14 protein-coding genes and 1 pseudogene are annotated in these 16,016 nt (G+C 26.3%); 14 read left to right on the plus strand and 1 reads right to left on the minus strand.

The genetic code is table 11. The annotated features are described in order from the left end of the window. Positions 1-198: 198 nt before the first annotated feature. The 7 genes from NSA50_RS06910 to NSA50_RS06940 all read left to right on the plus strand — a co-directional run bounded on the left by NSA50_RS06910 (position 199) and on the right by NSA50_RS06940 (position 8,825). Positions 199-429, plus strand: coding sequence for a hypothetical protein (locus tag NSA50_RS06910; RefSeq protein WP_195263429.1), 231 nt, complete (start codon positions 199-201; stop codon positions 427-429). A 53-nt stretch (positions 430-482) separates the two neighbouring features. Then, positions 483-1,121 carry a membrane protein insertase YidC gene (gene yidC / locus NSA50_RS06915; protein WP_257444007.1) on the plus strand — a complete coding sequence of 213 codons (639 nt, stop codon included), beginning with the start codon at positions 483-485 and terminating at the stop codon, positions 1,119-1,121. 83 nt (positions 1,122-1,204) lie between these two features. Continuing rightward, positions 1,205-1,978: a Tim44 domain-containing protein gene (locus NSA50_RS06920; RefSeq protein WP_257444009.1), complete on the plus strand. Its 774-nt coding sequence runs from the start codon at positions 1,205-1,207 to the stop codon at positions 1,976-1,978. 237 nt (positions 1,979-2,215) lie between these two features. Next, positions 2,216-3,580, plus strand: coding sequence for a Trk system potassium transporter TrkA (gene trkA / locus NSA50_RS06925; protein ID WP_195263432.1), 1,365 nt, complete (start codon positions 2,216-2,218; stop codon positions 3,578-3,580). 1 nt (position 3,581) lies between these two features. After that, positions 3,582-5,030 carry a TrkH family potassium uptake protein gene (locus NSA50_RS06930; protein WP_257444012.1) on the plus strand — a complete coding sequence of 483 codons (1,449 nt, stop codon included), beginning with the start codon at positions 3,582-3,584 and terminating at the stop codon, positions 5,028-5,030. A gap of 199 nt (positions 5,031-5,229) precedes the next feature. After that, positions 5,230-5,664: a hypothetical protein gene (locus NSA50_RS06935; protein WP_195263434.1), complete on the plus strand. Its 435-nt coding sequence runs from the start codon at positions 5,230-5,232 to the stop codon at positions 5,662-5,664. Between the two features lie 275 nt (positions 5,665-5,939). After that, positions 5,940-8,825: an ABC transporter substrate binding protein gene (locus NSA50_RS06940; RefSeq protein ID WP_257444014.1), complete on the plus strand. Its 2,886-nt coding sequence runs from the start codon at positions 5,940-5,942 to the stop codon at positions 8,823-8,825. Between the two features lie 105 nt (positions 8,826-8,930). Here NSA50_RS06940 and NSA50_RS06945 read toward each other — a convergent pair whose 3' ends face one another. Further along, the gene (locus NSA50_RS06945) at positions 8,931-9,578 is read right to left on the minus strand and encodes a glycosyltransferase (RefSeq protein ID WP_257444205.1); all 648 of its coding nucleotides are present in this window, start codon (positions 9,576-9,578) and stop codon (positions 8,931-8,933) included. Between the two features lie 495 nt (positions 9,579-10,073). On the opposite strand from NSA50_RS06945, the gene NSA50_RS06950 reads away from it, so the two are divergent. The 7 genes and pseudogenes from NSA50_RS06950 to NSA50_RS06970 all read left to right on the plus strand — a co-directional run bounded on the left by NSA50_RS06950 (position 10,074) and on the right by NSA50_RS06970 (position 15,573). After that, positions 10,074-10,415, plus strand: coding sequence for a zinc ribbon domain-containing protein YjdM (locus tag NSA50_RS06950; RefSeq protein WP_195263436.1), 342 nt, complete (start codon positions 10,074-10,076; stop codon positions 10,413-10,415). Positions 10,416-10,613: 198 nt separating this feature from the next. Beyond that, the gene (gene tlp / locus NSA50_RS06955; RefSeq protein ID WP_195263437.1) at positions 10,614-10,868 is read left to right on the plus strand and encodes a small acid-soluble spore protein Tlp; all 255 of its coding nucleotides are present in this window, start codon (positions 10,614-10,616) and stop codon (positions 10,866-10,868) included. 243 nt (positions 10,869-11,111) lie between these two features. After that, positions 11,112-12,035 (plus strand): MerR family transcriptional regulator, encoded by a 924-nt coding sequence (locus tag NSA50_RS06960; protein ID WP_257444017.1) that lies wholly within the window; start codon positions 11,112-11,114, stop codon positions 12,033-12,035. A gap of 103 nt (positions 12,036-12,138) precedes the next feature. Continuing rightward, positions 12,139-12,558, plus strand: coding sequence for a PPC domain-containing DNA-binding protein (locus NSA50_RS06965; RefSeq protein WP_195263439.1), 420 nt, complete (start codon positions 12,139-12,141; stop codon positions 12,556-12,558). Positions 12,559-12,824: 266 nt separating this feature from the next. Further along, positions 12,825-12,878 (plus strand): annotated as a pseudogene (locus tag NSA50_RS19745) (hypothetical protein); the annotation flags it as partial. A gap of 126 nt (positions 12,879-13,004) precedes the next feature. Further along, positions 13,005-13,625, plus strand: coding sequence for a beta-N-acetylglucosaminidase domain-containing protein (locus tag NSA50_RS19750; RefSeq protein WP_306813913.1), 621 nt, complete (start codon positions 13,005-13,007; stop codon positions 13,623-13,625). Further along, on the plus strand, positions 13,603-15,573 hold the full coding sequence (locus NSA50_RS06970; protein WP_306813914.1) for a discoidin domain-containing protein: 1,971 nt from the start codon (positions 13,603-13,605) through the stop codon (positions 15,571-15,573). Before NSA50_RS19750 ends, NSA50_RS06970 begins: the two co-directional genes overlap by 23 nt. The last annotated feature ends 443 nt before the right edge of the window (positions 15,574-16,016 follow it).

Below are 16,016 nucleotides of genomic sequence, written 5' to 3' on the forward strand. Positions count from 1 at the left end.
TGTTGTTATATACTAACAGCAGATTTTCTAATAATAACTGGAATCAATTTTAAAATAAAAAAATGATTCCAGTTATTATTTTATTTAGAAGGTATTAAAAAGTATAAATAAAAGTTATTTAAATTTGTTCCATGTATTGACAGTTGATACGCGATAACACATAATGAGTTATAATATAACTCATAGGGGTGAGAATATATGAAATTTGATATGATATATCTGATTCAATTAGTTTTTATTTTTAGTATTGCAACTTACATATATATATGTTTTAAAGGCTATGTTTATAGAAATAAGGAGAAATTTAATAAAGCAATTTTCAATAATTTGATTAATAAAGAAAGATTAGATTTTTCCAAGATTTTAAATGCTGATGGATATAAGACCTATGAGAAAATAGATATATGGCGGTACTGTACTTTATTTTAAAAGGATGTCTTATAAATTAATTTCAAATTATTTAAATAATTAGGAGGATTTTTATGGACATCATTATAAATATATTTAAATCTATGATAGAGTTTGCTTTTAATATAACAGGGGATTTGGGGATAGCTATAGTATTGATAACAGTAACTGTAAAGCTATTGATGTTACCTTTTTCTATAAAGCAAAGAATTTCTATGAAAAAGCAAATAAATTTTTCTAAGCAAGTAGAGATTGTTAAGAAAAAGTATAAAAATAATAAAAGAAGACAAGATGAGGAATTAAATAAGCTTTATTTAAATAATTCTAAAGGAATGTTTGGATGCTTTCTTTCATTATTGCAGTTACCAGTAGTATCTGGGTTATATATGTCTATAACAAGGCTTCAATTTGAATCTATGACAATGTTAATTCCTTGGGTTATGAATATTGGTAGCACAGATGATAAATTTATTGTTCCTTTGATTTACACAATAGTTTCTATATTACCAAGTATAATTTCTTATTTTAAGATTTTTAATATTAATGAAGAACCGATAAGTATAAAATCTATTATTCCTATGTTGATATTTGGATTAGCTATAACTGTAAAAGCACCTGTGGGAGTTGGAATTTACTTTATAACTTCAAGTATATTTACATTAATAGAGGATACTGGATTTAAGATATATAGTAGAAATAAAGTTTTCGCTTAGATTAAAAAGGATTTAAAGTTTTGCTTTAAATCCTTTTATGTAAAGTAATTAATAAAATTTAAACACTTAAAGGGGAGAGAGTAATGAAGAAATTTAAAGTTAGTAATTTTCTAAAGAGATTTTCAGCAATAATAATGGTGATTTTGGTTGTTAATGGACCATTAGTTGCTTATGCTAGAGCTGGCGGTGGAGGAGGCGGTGGAAGCCATAGTTCCTCTCATGGAGGTTCACCAAGTGGAAGTTATAGAGGAAGAAGTAATCCAATCACTTCAATAATTAATCTTGGCATGTTTGCTATTGTTGGATCAGCAGGAACAATTGTTTTAAAGGTAAGACTTAGTAAAAAGAAAGCAAAAAGTATTTCGGCTATTAAGAATTTATCTAAGAATGATTATAATTGGGATTATAATAGTATAAAGAATGATATAGAAGAAGCTTTTTATAAAGTTCAAGTTGCCTGGATGGAAAGGAATCAAGATTTAGCTAAAGAGTATATGAGTGAAAAGTTATACATAAGGCATAAATCAAAAACAGAATGGATGAAAGTAAGAAAAGAAAAAAACATCCTAGAAAAAATGAAGTTAATAAGCGCTATTCCTATTGCACTGCAGGATCAAGATGGAACTAATGAAGATTCTTTATGGGTTCATATAAAAGCAAAATCAATCGATTATACAATAAAAGAGGAAACAAATGAAGTAATAGAAGGTAATAAATATAGACGTACTCATTTTGAAGAGTACTGGAAATTTATAAAAAATGAAAAGAGATGGATATTAGATGAAATAAGGCAAATTGACGATATTAATGATTTAGATTTTTTTGATATAAATATAAAAAATAAGAAATCTAAGTAATATTATAAATATACAGATATTTTATCTTTTTAAAAAGAAGCTATCTATAATGTTTTATTGTAGGTGGCTTCTTTGTGATGTTGTAGAAAATATTAAAATAAAAATAATTCTCACCTAAATTTAAAGTTTTTTTAAATATTATTTTTACTAGATTTAATCACTATTATTATTTTTATTTGTAAGGTATAATTGATTTATTACACATATGACTAAGATTAGGTAACAAGGAGAATTAACATGAACATTATTATAGTCGGTGCAGGTAAAGTAGGATATACCTTAGCAAAATACTTATCTATGGACGGAGATAATATAACTATTATAGATAATAAGGATGGAGCTTTAGAACAAATTAATAATAATTTAGATGTAATGTGTGTTAAAGGAAACTGTACTAGTTTAAAGGTTCTTGACGAAGCGGGAATAAGAGGTGCTGATTTATTAATTTCAGTAACAGATAGTGATGAGTTAAACATGCTTTGTTCTTTAGCATCTAAAAAGTTAGGAGTTAAATATACTGTAGCTAGAGTTAGAACTCCAGATTATGATGAAGATATAACCTTATTAACTGAAGCAGTAGGAATAGATTTAGTAATAAATCCAGAAAAAGCTGCAGCAATGGAAATAGCTAAGTTAATTAAATATCCATCAGTGTGTAGTATAGATAGTTTTTCCGGTGGTAAAGTGAATTTAGTTGGATTTAAGGTGTCTAATGATACAGATCTCGAAGGTAAAAGGGTAAGTGATATTACTTTTATTAGAGGGAATGTACTATTTTGTGGAGTAGAGAGAAATGATGAATTTATAATGCCTAGAGGAGACTATATTTTTCATAAAGATGACAGAGTATATGTTATAGGTGAACATAAAGATATTCAAAATTTATTTAATAAACTAGGAAAATATAAGAAAAAAGTGAAAAGAGCCATGATTATTGGTGGAGGGAAAATAGCATATTATCTTTCTAAAATGCTTAGTGAAGTTGGAGTGAATTGTAAGATAATAGAAAGAGATATAAAAATTTGTGAAGAGCTTAACGATCTTTTACCAGATTCTATAATAATTAATGGAGATGGTATGGATGAAGAGTTATTATTATCTGAAAGTTTATTAGAAGTTGATAGTTTTATTACTTTAACAGGTAGAGATGAGGATAATATTATAGCGTCTCTTTTAGCAAGTAGCAAATCTGTAAGTAATGTAATAACTAAAATAACAAGAAATAATTATAGAGAAATAGGAAAGACAGTAGGAATAAACTCTATAGTAAATCCAAAGTTAGTTACTGCATATAAGATATTAAGATATGCAAGAACTTTAAGAAATAAGAAAAAATGTTCCATAGAAAATATATATAGAATCTGTAATGATAACGCAGAGGCAGTGGAATTTGTAGTTGGCAATGATACTAAAAATATAAATATAAAATTTAAAAATATTATCTTTAATAAAGATATATTAGTAGCAACAATTGTTAGAAATAATAAGATAATCATTCCAACAGGAGATGATTCTTTAAAAGTAAATGATAGAGTTATTATTGTAACTAAGAATATGAATATCCTTCATATTGATGACATCTTCTCTGGAGGTGGCAGATAATATGAATTATAAAATTATTCTAAAGGTAATAGGTAATGTATTGCTTTATGAATCAATACTTTTATTAATTCCCTTTGGAATATCATTAGCTTTTGGAGATGGAGATAGCTTTGCATTTTTAATTACTATGATTTTAATGATGCCAATAGCTTTGTTACTTAGAAGAATAGAAATTAAAGAAAAAGGGATGTATGCAAAGGAAGGTTTTTTGACTGTAGGATTAGCGTGGATTGTAATAGCAGCATTTGGAGCTTTACCATTTGTTATAAGTGGTGCAATCCCATCTTTTGTAGATGCATTTTTTGAAACTGTATCTGGTTTTACAACAACAGGAGCATCAATATTAACAGAAATTCAGTCATTGCCAAGAGGAATATTATTTTGGAGAAGTTTCACACATTGGATAGGTGGAATGGGATTCTTAATTTTTATATTAGCATTAGTACCATCACTTGGTTCTAATACAATATATTTATTAAGAGCAGAAAGTCCAGGACCAAACCCTGGAAAAATAGTTCCTAAGATAAGAGAAACAGCTAAAATCTTATATATAATATATTTAATTTTAACTGTAATACAAACAATTTTATTGATGGCAGCAGGTCTTTCTCCATATGATTCGGTAATACATGCATTAGGAACAGCAGGAACAGGTGGTTTTTCTAATATGAATTCAAGTGTTGCTGCGTTTAATAACCCTGCTGTTGAGTGGATTATAACAGTATTTATGATATTATTTGGAATTAATTTTGCCTTATATTTTCAAATAATAAAAGGAAATGTTAAGAACTTTTTCAAGAGTGAGGAACTAAAATATTATTTATTAATGATTTTGATATCTATAATATTTATAACGATAAATATTTTGGATTTTAATAATGGAAATTTAAATGAATCAATAAGGCAATCATCATTTCAAGTTTCATCTATAGTTACTACTACAGGATATGCGACAGTAGATTTTAATTTATGGCCAACACTAAGTAAAATTATAATAATGATACTTATGCTAACAGGTGCAATGGCGGGATCTACAGGTGGTGGAGTAAAAACAATAAGAATAGTTATAGTACTTAAGGCTATAAGACGTGGTATAGATAAAATATTACATCCTAAAAGAATACAAAGTGTTAAAGTAGATGGAAAATTAGTTGATGAAGAAACTATATCAGGTGTATTTTTATTTATAGGAGCACACATTGTAATTTCGTTAATAGCGATGTTTATTGTTGCCTTTGATGGGTTTGACTTAGTTACAACATCAACATCTGTATTAACAACTATAAGTAATGTTGGCCCAGGATTTGAAATGGTGGGACCAATAGGTAACTTTTCAGCATTTTCACCATTAAGTAAAATAACATTATCTTTTTGTATGCTTGCTGGTAGGTTAGAAATTTATCCAATGTTAATTATGTTTAGTAAATCAATTTGGAAAAAGACTTATTAAATTAAACTTGATATAAAAAAAGATATTTAAAGTTAGTAACTTTAAATATCTTTTTTTATTAATTTAAATCTCAAAATTAATAAGAAGCCTTAAAATATGAACTAGTTTACTGTAGGTAGAATAAGATAATATGTAGAATATTCCTTAATATTTCTATTTAGATTTTTATCAAATGAATAATTGAAATGAGTGGTAAATTATGTTTAACAAGAGAAGAATGTTTTATAGATACATTGGTTCAGGTTCGGCACGAAGAGTATTTGACCTAGGAAATGGATATGTGATAAAAATTGCAAAAAATGAAGCTGGAATAGCGCAAAATAAAGTTGAATATCAAATTTCATCAATAGATTCCTCAGATTTATTTGCAAAGGTGAAGGAAGCCTCTTATAATTTTGATTATCTAATAATGCAAAAAGCAGATAAAATAAACAATATTAAAGATATTCTTTATTATTTTAATGTTAGAAGCATTGACGAACTCTTTAGCTTAAGAGAACTTCAGAATATTGTATATAGATATAATTTATTAGCAAATGATCTCTGCAGGACTAGTAGCTGGGGAATAGTTAATGGGGAACCAGTCATTATTGATTATGGTTTTACAAGAGAGGTTAGAGCAAGATATTATTAAGAGGTACAATTGAGAGTGTAAAAATAATTTTAAGCATTTATTTTAAGGAGTTACTGCATCGATCTATGAAGTTTACACTCTCTTAAATATATATGTATAATATGAATTAATTAATAATACTTTTTGGTTTTTACTGTAGAAAAATGCTATATCATTGAGTATAATTATTTTGTGAAACCCTATATTAAATTATAAGACAACTTTAAAAGTCGCAATTAGAAAAAGAGTACAAATAAATACAGATTAATAATTTATTTTATGGTTAGGGGGATGTAATGGGTGGAAATTTGAAAAAGAAGATGTTTTCCTTCATAATATTTTTATTTATTATCTTGAATTTTCAAGTTCCTATAAAGGCTGAATCAAATAAAAAAATATTAATTTTAAATTCATATAGTGAAGAGTTACAGTGGACTAGAGATATTGAGGAAGGTATACAAAAAACTCTAGGAGTAAGAGATGATTTAATATTATATTATGAATTTATGGACTTAAAAAATAATAGAGGCGAAACTTATATATGCATATTAAATAAACTTTATACTGAGAAATATAAGAATACTAAATTTGATGCAATTATATGTTCAGATAATGATGCATTAAATTTCATGATAAATTATGGGGAGGATATTTTTGGAAGCATACCAGTTGTATTTTGTGGAATAAATAACTTTAATGATGAAATGCTTAAAGGAAAATCCAATTATACAGGAGTAGTGGAAGCTATAGATGTGGAGTCTACAATAGATAGTATATTATTTTTTCAGGAAGATGTAAAAGATGTTATGGTAATTTCAGATTCTATGTCTTCTGGGAAGCTAAATGAGGAATTAGTTAGAAAAGCTATATCTAAATATAGCTATGATATTAATTTTAATTTTTATAGAGATATTGATTTATCTGAAATTTTAGATAAAAGAAATAATTTAAATAAAGAAACTGCTATTCTAATGATAGGACAATTAAAATCAGAAGCTGGTAATTATGTACCTTATGGTGAAATTAATAGCCATTTAAAAGAATTAAATATACCCGTTTATGTGTGCTGGGATTTTATGTTAACAGATAATATTATAGGCGGGAAAGTAATAGATGGATATAGTCAAGGGAAAATTGCAGCAGAGATGACCTTAAATATTTTAAATGGAGAGAATGTGCAAAATATACCTATTGAAAGAGAATCACCTAGTAAGTTCATATTTAATTATAATGAGTTAAATAAATATGATATATCTATAGACAAGATTCCAAGTACATATAATATTATAAATAAGCCATTCTCATTTTATAGTACATATAAAATAGAAATATATATAGTTTCTATCGTAATTTTATCTTTAGTAATTCTTATAGTAATATTAATTATTAATATAAAAAAAAGAATTATAACTGAAAAAGAATTAAGTAGAAATTATGATGAACTAAACGTTGTTTATGAAGAACTTGCGGCTACAGAAGAGTCATTAGAAATGCAATATAATGAAGTACAAGCTAGTGAAGAGAGGTATAAGCTTGCTATTGATGGAGCAAATGATATAATTTGGGAATATGATTTTAAAAATAAAGAACATTATTTATCAGATAAGTTTGGAAGCTTACTTGGATATACAATTTATAGTTCAGAAGATTTAATAGATACATTTAAAAAAATAATATTAAAGGAAGATTTAGAAAAAGTATTATTATTGTTTGAAGAACATTTAAATAAAAAATCTTCTTATTTTAATGTTGAATGTAGGGTAGTTGACATACTTAATAATATTAAGTGGGTATTTATAAGGGGTAAAGCATTAATTGATAGTGAAAATAATCCAGTAAAGATTTCGGGCTCTATTTCAGATATTACTGAAAGAAAAAATGCAGAAGAAAAAATTGAAACTTTAGCGTTTTATGATCAATTAACTGGATTACCTAATAAGCATATGTTCTTAGATAAAGTTGATGATGAATTATTAGGGGATTTAGAAACGGAATATAGAGGAGCAGCATTTTTAATTGATATAGATAATTTTAAAAATATAAATGATACTTTAGGACATGATTATGGAGATGAATTCTTAAAATGTATTGCAAAAGAATTTATAAAAATTTTAGATAATGATGAATTTATATGTAAATTAGATGGAGATGAATTTCTAATATTAAATTTAGACATCAATGGAAAATCAAAAGTTGAAGAACTAGCTATTAAAATTCTAGAGTTATTTAAAAATCCATTTAAAGTTAAGGAAAAAAACATTTTTACTAGTGTAAGTATTGGTATAAGTATTTTTCCAAATGATGCTTCAAATAAATCAGAGCTTCTTAAAAATTCAGATATAGCTATGTATAAAGCTAAAGAAAATGGTAAAAATAGATATTTATTTTATCATGAAAGTATGTCTAAAGATATAGTTAGAAAATCGCAATTAATAGATGGTCTTAGAAATGCTATTTGTAAATCAGAATTTAAATTACTATATCAACCTCAAGTAGATATTAATGATTCTAAAGTTATAGGAGCAGAAGCTTTATTAAGATGGATAAGCAATTCCTTTGGAAATGTTTCACCAATAGAATTTATACCACTTGCAGAGCAAAGTGAATTAATAATATCAATTGGGGAATGGGTATTATACAATGCTTGCATAAAGAATAAGGAATGGCTTGATAAAGGAATTACTCCAATGACTATAGCTGTTAATGTTTCAGTTATACAACTTTATCAAAGTAATTTCTTAAATACAATAAAAGAAATATTAGATAAAAGTGGATTACCAGCAGAATACTTAGAAATTGAAATAACAGAAAGCATAGTTATGAATAATATAGAAGAAAATTTAAAGGTACTTAATGAAATAAAAGATTTAGGAGTTAAAATAGCATTGGATGATTTTGGAACTGGATATTCATCTCTTAGCTATTTAAGATTACTTCCAATAGATAAGCTTAAACTAGATAAATCATTTATAGATAATATACATAAAAGTGAAAATGATAGAGTGATAGCTGAATGTATAATTAAACTTGCACATGAAATGAATATAATTGTTGTTGCAGAGGGTGTAGAAATAAAAGAACAGTTTGATATTTTATATGAAATAGGGTGTGATAGAATACAAGGATATTATTTTAGCAAGCCTATTTCATCAGATGAATTTGAATTAATTATGAAATTATGATAAATAAAAATATAGGATTAAATATAAATATAGGATTAAATATAAATAATATAAGAGTATGAAGAGCATTTATACTCTTATATTATTTTGGCATTATATTAATAATTATTTGAACTTTTCTGGAAATTGCTTGATTATTCCGTCAGAAAGTATATCTGCAAACATAATCATATGATCTTCTCCTCTATCAAATGCATCGATATCTGACTTCCAATCTTTCTTTAATCTAGCATTGACTGCTTCTAAAATCAAGTCTAAATGTTTGTGTAACATACTTTTTAAAGTTTTGTTTGAGTATTTAGGATTAGCAGAACTTAGGAAGTCGGCTATTTGGTCTGCATTTTGATACCATAATTTATTATATTTTTCAAAATCATTCTTGTTGCCACTTTGAGCTGCATCAAGAACTTGCCCAGCAAGCTGTATATGTTCTCTCAATATAGAAGATAGCTTATTTCCTGCTTCTTCACCATAGTAGGGTTTTATATAGTTTCCAATATCATCCTGATTTTTAAGAAGTCTTTCTAAGGCTGGGCCCTTATCTTCAAGAGAATCTATATCAGCTATAATATAATTTCTAGTCCATAGAACATGATCGATCCATAGTTTTCTTTCATTCATTTTTAAATCACATTTTGATTTAGTTAAAGTATCATTAGTGAAAGAAGTATTTTCTATGGCGTTAGCTTTTAATGGAATAAAAAATAAACTTAATAAGGATAGTAGGAATAAGGATTTTTTGAAAGTTTTCATCATTTTTATAATCTCCTTTTAGTTGTAGAATTTAATGTTAGTTTTTTCAAAGATATGTTGATATATACTGGTGAAAATACTGATATTTATTGAAATTTCTACTTAAGGGGAATATTTTTTTATAGCAATAGAAGTTGTAGAGAATGATATTAGTAAATCAAACTTAAAAGATTGGGTACATTATGTTTCATATTATACTGATATAAATGCTAATATTTTAGTGTTTGCAACCTGATAATGCCTATAGAAAAAATAATAGTGTGAATTTAAAATTTCTAATATATATAAAGTTACACTAGAAGTAAAATTAGGAATAAATATGTATATAAAAATTAATTTTATAAGAACAAATAAGTATAATAATTGTAAATATAATGTGATTATGATAGTATAAAAATATATAAGGATTGCCTTATATATTTTTTTGTAAAGAACAATATTTTAATTAATATATTGTACAAGTTTAAATATTTAACTAATGGAGGAAATGGATTAATGATAAGTTTACCAAATTGCCCAAAATGTAATTCAGAATATACTTATGAAGATGGAAGTCTTTTAATATGTCCAGAATGTGCACATGAATGGACTTTAGACTCCGTAAATAATGATAATGAAGATGAAAAAGTAGTAAAAGATGCAAATGGAAATATTTTAAGCGATGGAGATTCTGTTACTATAATAAAGGATTTAAAAGTTAAGGGAAGTTCATCACCATTAAAGCAAGGTACTAAAGTAAAGAATATACGTTTAGTTGATGGAGATCATAATATTGATTGTAAAATTGATGGCTTTGGTGCTATGAAGTTAAAGTCAGAATTTGTTAAAAAGATTTAAAGATAATATTTCGGTATAAAAATTTATATTGTATTAGTATATAAAGTTGTATCTTTTGATACAACTTTTTTTTATAAAAAATAGAAAAAGGGGTTCATAAGTTACTTTTTTGGCAAATCAATTTCATAGTTAATACAGTATAAACGAATATAAATTGTACATCATATTAATGTAATTTAATTTATAGGAGGGATTAAAATGAAAAATAAGCCTGATGATAGAAGCGATAATGTAGAAAGAATACAAGAAAATATCAATAACGTTTTAGAAAATATTCATTTAGCTAATGAAATGATTGATAAAACAGATGATCCCAAAACAATTGAAAATCTAGAAGAAAGAAATGAAAGAAGAGAAAGAGCGCTAAAAGGACTTCATAAGGAAATCAGAGATGAAGCAATAGCAAATGAAATTAAATCAAAAGTACTACCAAATGAAAATTCTTATAAATAATTAATTTGTAATAACTGCAAGAAAAAATAAAAGCCATGCAAAGATGAAATTTAACATTAAAAATTAGTTTAATTTCATTTTTATGTATGGCTTTTGTTATTTTCTAAATGTTTTATTAATTTTAATGTAAAGTAGTTTAACAAATTAGTATAAATATTAATAATAAAAAGATTTTATATTATAATTTAATTATTATTGACTAGAACCTAAGGGAATAGATTAGCATAGATTTGAGGTGATAGTATGTTAATAAATGAAGTTGTTAATTTAACAGGACTAACTAAAAAAGCTATTAGTTATTATGAAAAACATGAGCTAATAAAATCAAAGAGGAATAAAAATGGATATAGAGAATATTCAAAAGAAGATATATCGTTATTAAATGAAATATCTTTGTATAGAAAGTTAGATATATCTATTAAAGATATTAAAAGAATAATAAATAGCAATAACAAGAAAGAAATATTAAATAATGTTATTAAAGATAAATATAAAAAAGAAATTGAAATAAAAATACAAAGGGGATATTTAAATAGGATTATATCTGGAGATTTAAGTGAAGAAAGCATTAGAAATTTAAATGAAGAAATTATAGTAGATGAAAAAAGTAGTGGTGAGTTTATAAAGAGAGAATTAAAAAGATCCTTTCCAAGTGGACTAGGGTTATATTTAGCCCATCACTTTTCACCATATCTAAACGAACCAGTAGATACTTTGGAAAAGTATGATGCATGGCTTAAAATAGTAGGTTTTCTAGATAATATGCCAGATATAAAAATACCTAAATTTATTGAATTAGCATATGAAAATATGTCAGAGGAAATACAAAAGAATATAGCTGAAAATACAAGAAAAGAAATATACAATATGTTAAATGCTGAAGGAGAAGAATTAGAAAAATATAAAGAAAAGCTTATAAAAAATATCGATATGCAAAATGATAAATCTATATTAAAAGTTATGCAACCTTTTTACAAGTTTAAAAAGAATATGCTTGAATTTTTTAATAGCAGTGGGTATTATGATATATTTATACCGAATATGAGAATTCTAAGTAGTGAATATAATGAGTATCAAGATAACCTTATAAAATTAAATGATAAGATATCAAAGGAATTAGGAATAAAATATGATGAAAATATGAGAATAGTAAGAGAGAAGATTTGAGGAGTAGAATTATACTCCTTTTTATATTTATGATAAAATCAAAATAAGAATAAACTTAGTATGATACTGGATGAAGTATATTTATAGAAATGGAGAATAGAAAATGGATTATAGAGTATTTGATGAAAGAATTGTTTTAAGATTAGAAAAGGGAGAAGAAGTTATTGAATCTATTAAAAAAGTTTGTGAAGAACAAAAAATAATAGCAGGTTCAATATCAGGGTTAGGGGCTACTAATCATGTAGTTGTAGGCTTATTTAAGCCAAATGAAAAGAAATATTATTCATCTACTTATGAAGATGACTTTGAAATTACAAATATTACAGGAAATATATCAGTGATGGATGAGGAAGTATATTTACATATACATGGAACTTTTGCAAATTTAGAGGGAAAATGTATAGGTGGACATTTAAATAAAGCAGTTATCAGTGCTACAGCAGAAATAATAATAAATAGAATAAATGGAGCTATAGGAAGAAAATTTGATGAGAATATAGGCTTAAATCTTATTGAATTTTAACTGACTTAGTTTAAATCAGAATATTTAATAAATATTTAAAATTCATATAATGGAAATATTTACAATTAATATACAATCTTTTTTTCTAATTTAAAGGTATTTCATACGAAGTAGGTACTGAAATAAAAAGTGACCAAACAAATTTTTTAGTAGGAATAAATAATTCTAAAGGTATTGTAGATAATTATTTTAATAATAGAAATTTAGGTGATGATGCTCATTTTGAGAAAATAGATTCTCATATAGTATCAGTAGATGATAATGTAATTGCAGTATTAGGTAAAGATACTGATTCAGCATTCTATGGGCTTACATCATTAAAATTAATATTTAAACAAATAGAAGGTAATGAAATAAGAGAACTATTAATTAAAGATTATTCAGATGGACATTGGAGAGGTTTTATAGAAGGATATTATGGTATTCCTTGGAGTAATGAAAATCGTATGGATTTAATGAAGTTTGGTGGAGACTTTAAGATGAATGCATATATTTTTGCTCCAAAAGACGATGAATATCATAGCCTTAAATGGAGAGATCCATACCCAGCAGAAAAGCTAGAAGAACTTAGACAATTAGCTGAGGTTGGAGCAAAAACAAAAAATAAATTTATATGGACAATTCACCCATTCTTAAAGGATGGAATGAAGTTCGATACAGATGAAAACTATCAAAGTGATTTATCAAAGATTATTGCAAAGTTTGAACAATTATACAGTATAGGTGTTCGCCAGTTTGGAGTACTTGCCGATGATGCTGAGGGAGAAGCAAAAGATCAAGTAAGACTTATGAATGATCTAGAACAATGGAGATTATCAAAAGGTGATGTATATAGTTTCATTTTTGTTCCTAAGGTATATACAAAAGAGTCAGCAGGTGGAGATGTTAATAACAAATATTTAAACACAATTTCTGCAATGCCTGAAAGTACTGAAATATTATGGACAGGCGATACTATACTTGGATATGTAAAAGAAGATAGTTTCGATTTCTTTAAAGAAGCAGTAGGAAGAGAACCTTTCATGTGGTTAAACTGGCCTGTAAATGATATCAATAATAGAAGATAGTAAGATTGTTTTAGCAGAATATAAAGAAATTTTAGATGCAACTAATAATTTTGCACAAAAGTCTAAAAATGAATTGATGAAAAATGAAATTAAGGCATGGGTTGATTCGTTAAGAGATTTATCTGAATCAACAGTTGCATACGTTAATGCGGCACTTGCTTTAGAAGAAGGTAACTATGAGGAAGCTGTTAAATATTATGCTTTAGGTGTAAGTGAATATACTTCTTCAAGAAGTTATAGAGTTCAAGGAATTAATGGACAAATTAGACCAGAGCCAGGTAGTAGACATTTAGTACCATTTGCCAAGGATTTATCAAGAATAATTGGTGAAAAAATTAATCAAGCAATTAATCCAGACACTGTTAAGCTATCATTATTCCCCTATACAAATATGGGATATAATTTATATTGGGGACATGTTCAAAATATAGTTGATGGAGATAATTCTAGATTATCAACTATGTGGATTCGTAGAGCTGCAAATGAAGATGACTATGTTGCTTTAGAATTAAGTGAAGTAACAGAAGTTAACAGTATTACATTTGAACAAGGTGAGCCAGGTGCTGGAGATAAATTTAACTTTGTTAAGTTCCAATCTTCAATGGATGGAGAAACTTGGACGGATATAGATGGTGTTGCATATGGACCAGAAAAAGAAAAAATAGTTGTAGAAAATCTTAAAGTAAAAGCTAAATATGTAAGAGTTATTCCAACAGGGGAAATCAAAAGTAACTGGATATCAGTTCGTGAATTCTCAATTAATAAAGAAGATGATAGCAATTTATTTAGAGATGTTTATACAAATATAGAAGCTTTAACTAACAATAAAGTAAATATATTACCAGAAACAGCTATACTTGAAAATATAAATGATATTACATTAGCAGAAAATGAATATGTAGGTATTAAGTTAAACAAAATAAAAGAATTAAAAAATATTATTGCTGAATATACAAATAAAAATAATCTAACTTTAGAAATATCAATTAATGGTATTGAATGGACAGCTGTAGAAGACTTGAGCTCTAGTGTAAATGCACGTTATATTCGTATTATTAATAAAGGTAAGGAGTCAGTTAAAACCAATGTTACTAAGTTAAAAATAGAAAATACAACTAATGATGTAACGTTTGATGTTAGACCAGCAGCAGAAGCTAAGTTTGAACCAACTAATTTAATAGATGGTAAATTAAACACAGCATTCAAACCTAATGTAAATGCGCCAAAAACAGGACATTTAACATATTATATTTCTGATAACACAGATATCAAAAAGTTCACTGTATTACAAGATCCAACTACAGTATCAAATGCAGCAGTATCTATAAGAACTGAAGATGGATGGAATAATATAGGGGAATTAAGTAAGAGTCTTAATGTATTTAATACATCACAATTCAAAAATGTATTTGAAATAAAAATAGAATGGAATGGAATGGCTCCAACTCTAAATGAAATCGGAATTTCAACAGTTGAAGAAAGTATGGATGTTAACAAAGAAGCATTGACAGAAGCAATAGAAAAAGCAGAAAGTATGCTGACATCTGATAAATACACTGAAGAATCAATAGCTAACCTAAAAGAAGTGCTAAATGTAGCAAAAGAAGTTATGATAAATGTAAATGCTACTCAAGAAGAGATAGATAAAGCAGTAGAAGATTTAAACAAAGCAATATCTTCTTTAGTTGAGAAACCATCAGTTCCAGGTGAGGAAGAAAATCCTGGAGAAGATGAAAAACCAGGTGAAGATAATACAGATAATGATAGTAAGCCAGGCGAAGATAGTAACCCACTTCCTCCAACAGGTGATGAAAATAATAATTCAGGAAAAGGTGATGGAAATTTACCTAATACAGGAGGAACATCACCAGTTATGGTTCTAGCAATAGGAGGAATTATTTTAATAGTTGGAGTAGTAACATTAAGAAAAAAATCTGCAAATAATTAAATAAAAGTTTTACAATAAAGTTTGTTTATTAAGAAAAGATAATTTTTTTGAAAAGGTGCAATCTTAGAAATCTATTTAATATAAAGTTTATTCAATTTCAAGTAAGTTTTATTGCCTTAAAAAAGTTAATTTCTTATTTTTACAAAGGGGCTCGCGAAACGCGAGCCCCTTTTAAACCATTGATTTTACTTACTTAAAGACGTTTTTAAAATTAAATAGAAAATTTTCTCTATTATTTATATATTATATATTCGCAGAATAGGAAGCTTGAATTAGAAGTTCCAGTTTTATTGGCTAATATCAAAAATTATTTTTATACAGCCAATTTATTAAATTCAAGGTATTATCATATAATTATTGGAATTATTATAATAAATCAATAATATTATTTATTTAGAAAATTTGATGTAATTACTAAAAAAGCAAATGAAAGCGTTGACATA

The organism is Clostridium mucosae (genome assembly GCF_024622765.1).
Taxonomy (GTDB): Bacteria; Bacillota; Clostridia; order Clostridiales; family Clostridiaceae; genus Clostridium.

Excerpts from the sequence above, each read along its gene's own strand:
- NSA50_RS06910 (WP_195263429.1), top strand. The coding sequence starts at position 199 with ATGAAATTTGATATGATATATCTGATTCAATTAGTTTTTATTTTTAGT.
- yidC (WP_257444007.1), top strand. The coding sequence starts at position 483 with ATGGACATCATTATAAATATATTTAAATCTATGATAGAGTTTGCTTTT.
- NSA50_RS06920 (WP_257444009.1), top strand. The coding sequence starts at position 1,205 with ATGAAGAAATTTAAAGTTAGTAATTTTCTAAAGAGATTTTCAGCAATA.
- trkA (WP_195263432.1), top strand. The coding sequence starts at position 2,216 with ATGAACATTATTATAGTCGGTGCAGGTAAAGTAGGATATACCTTAGCA.
- NSA50_RS06930 (WP_257444012.1), top strand. The coding sequence starts at position 3,582 with ATGAATTATAAAATTATTCTAAAGGTAATAGGTAATGTATTGCTTTAT.
- NSA50_RS06935 (WP_195263434.1), top strand. The coding sequence starts at position 5,230 with ATGTTTAACAAGAGAAGAATGTTTTATAGATACATTGGTTCAGGTTCG.
- NSA50_RS06940 (WP_257444014.1), top strand. The coding sequence starts at position 5,940 with ATGGGTGGAAATTTGAAAAAGAAGATGTTTTCCTTCATAATATTTTTA.
- NSA50_RS06945 (WP_257444205.1), bottom strand. The coding sequence starts at position 9,578 with ATGAAAACTTTCAAAAAATCCTTATTCCTACTATCCTTATTAAGTTTA.
- NSA50_RS06950 (WP_195263436.1), top strand. The coding sequence starts at position 10,074 with ATGATAAGTTTACCAAATTGCCCAAAATGTAATTCAGAATATACTTAT.
- tlp (WP_195263437.1), top strand. The coding sequence starts at position 10,614 with ATGAAAAATAAGCCTGATGATAGAAGCGATAATGTAGAAAGAATACAA.
- NSA50_RS06960 (WP_257444017.1), top strand. The coding sequence starts at position 11,112 with ATGTTAATAAATGAAGTTGTTAATTTAACAGGACTAACTAAAAAAGCT.
- NSA50_RS06965 (WP_195263439.1), top strand. The coding sequence starts at position 12,139 with ATGGATTATAGAGTATTTGATGAAAGAATTGTTTTAAGATTAGAAAAG.
- NSA50_RS19750 (WP_306813913.1), top strand. The coding sequence starts at position 13,005 with ATGGATTTAATGAAGTTTGGTGGAGACTTTAAGATGAATGCATATATT.
- NSA50_RS06970 (WP_306813914.1), top strand. The coding sequence starts at position 13,603 with ATGATATCAATAATAGAAGATAGTAAGATTGTTTTAGCAGAATATAAA.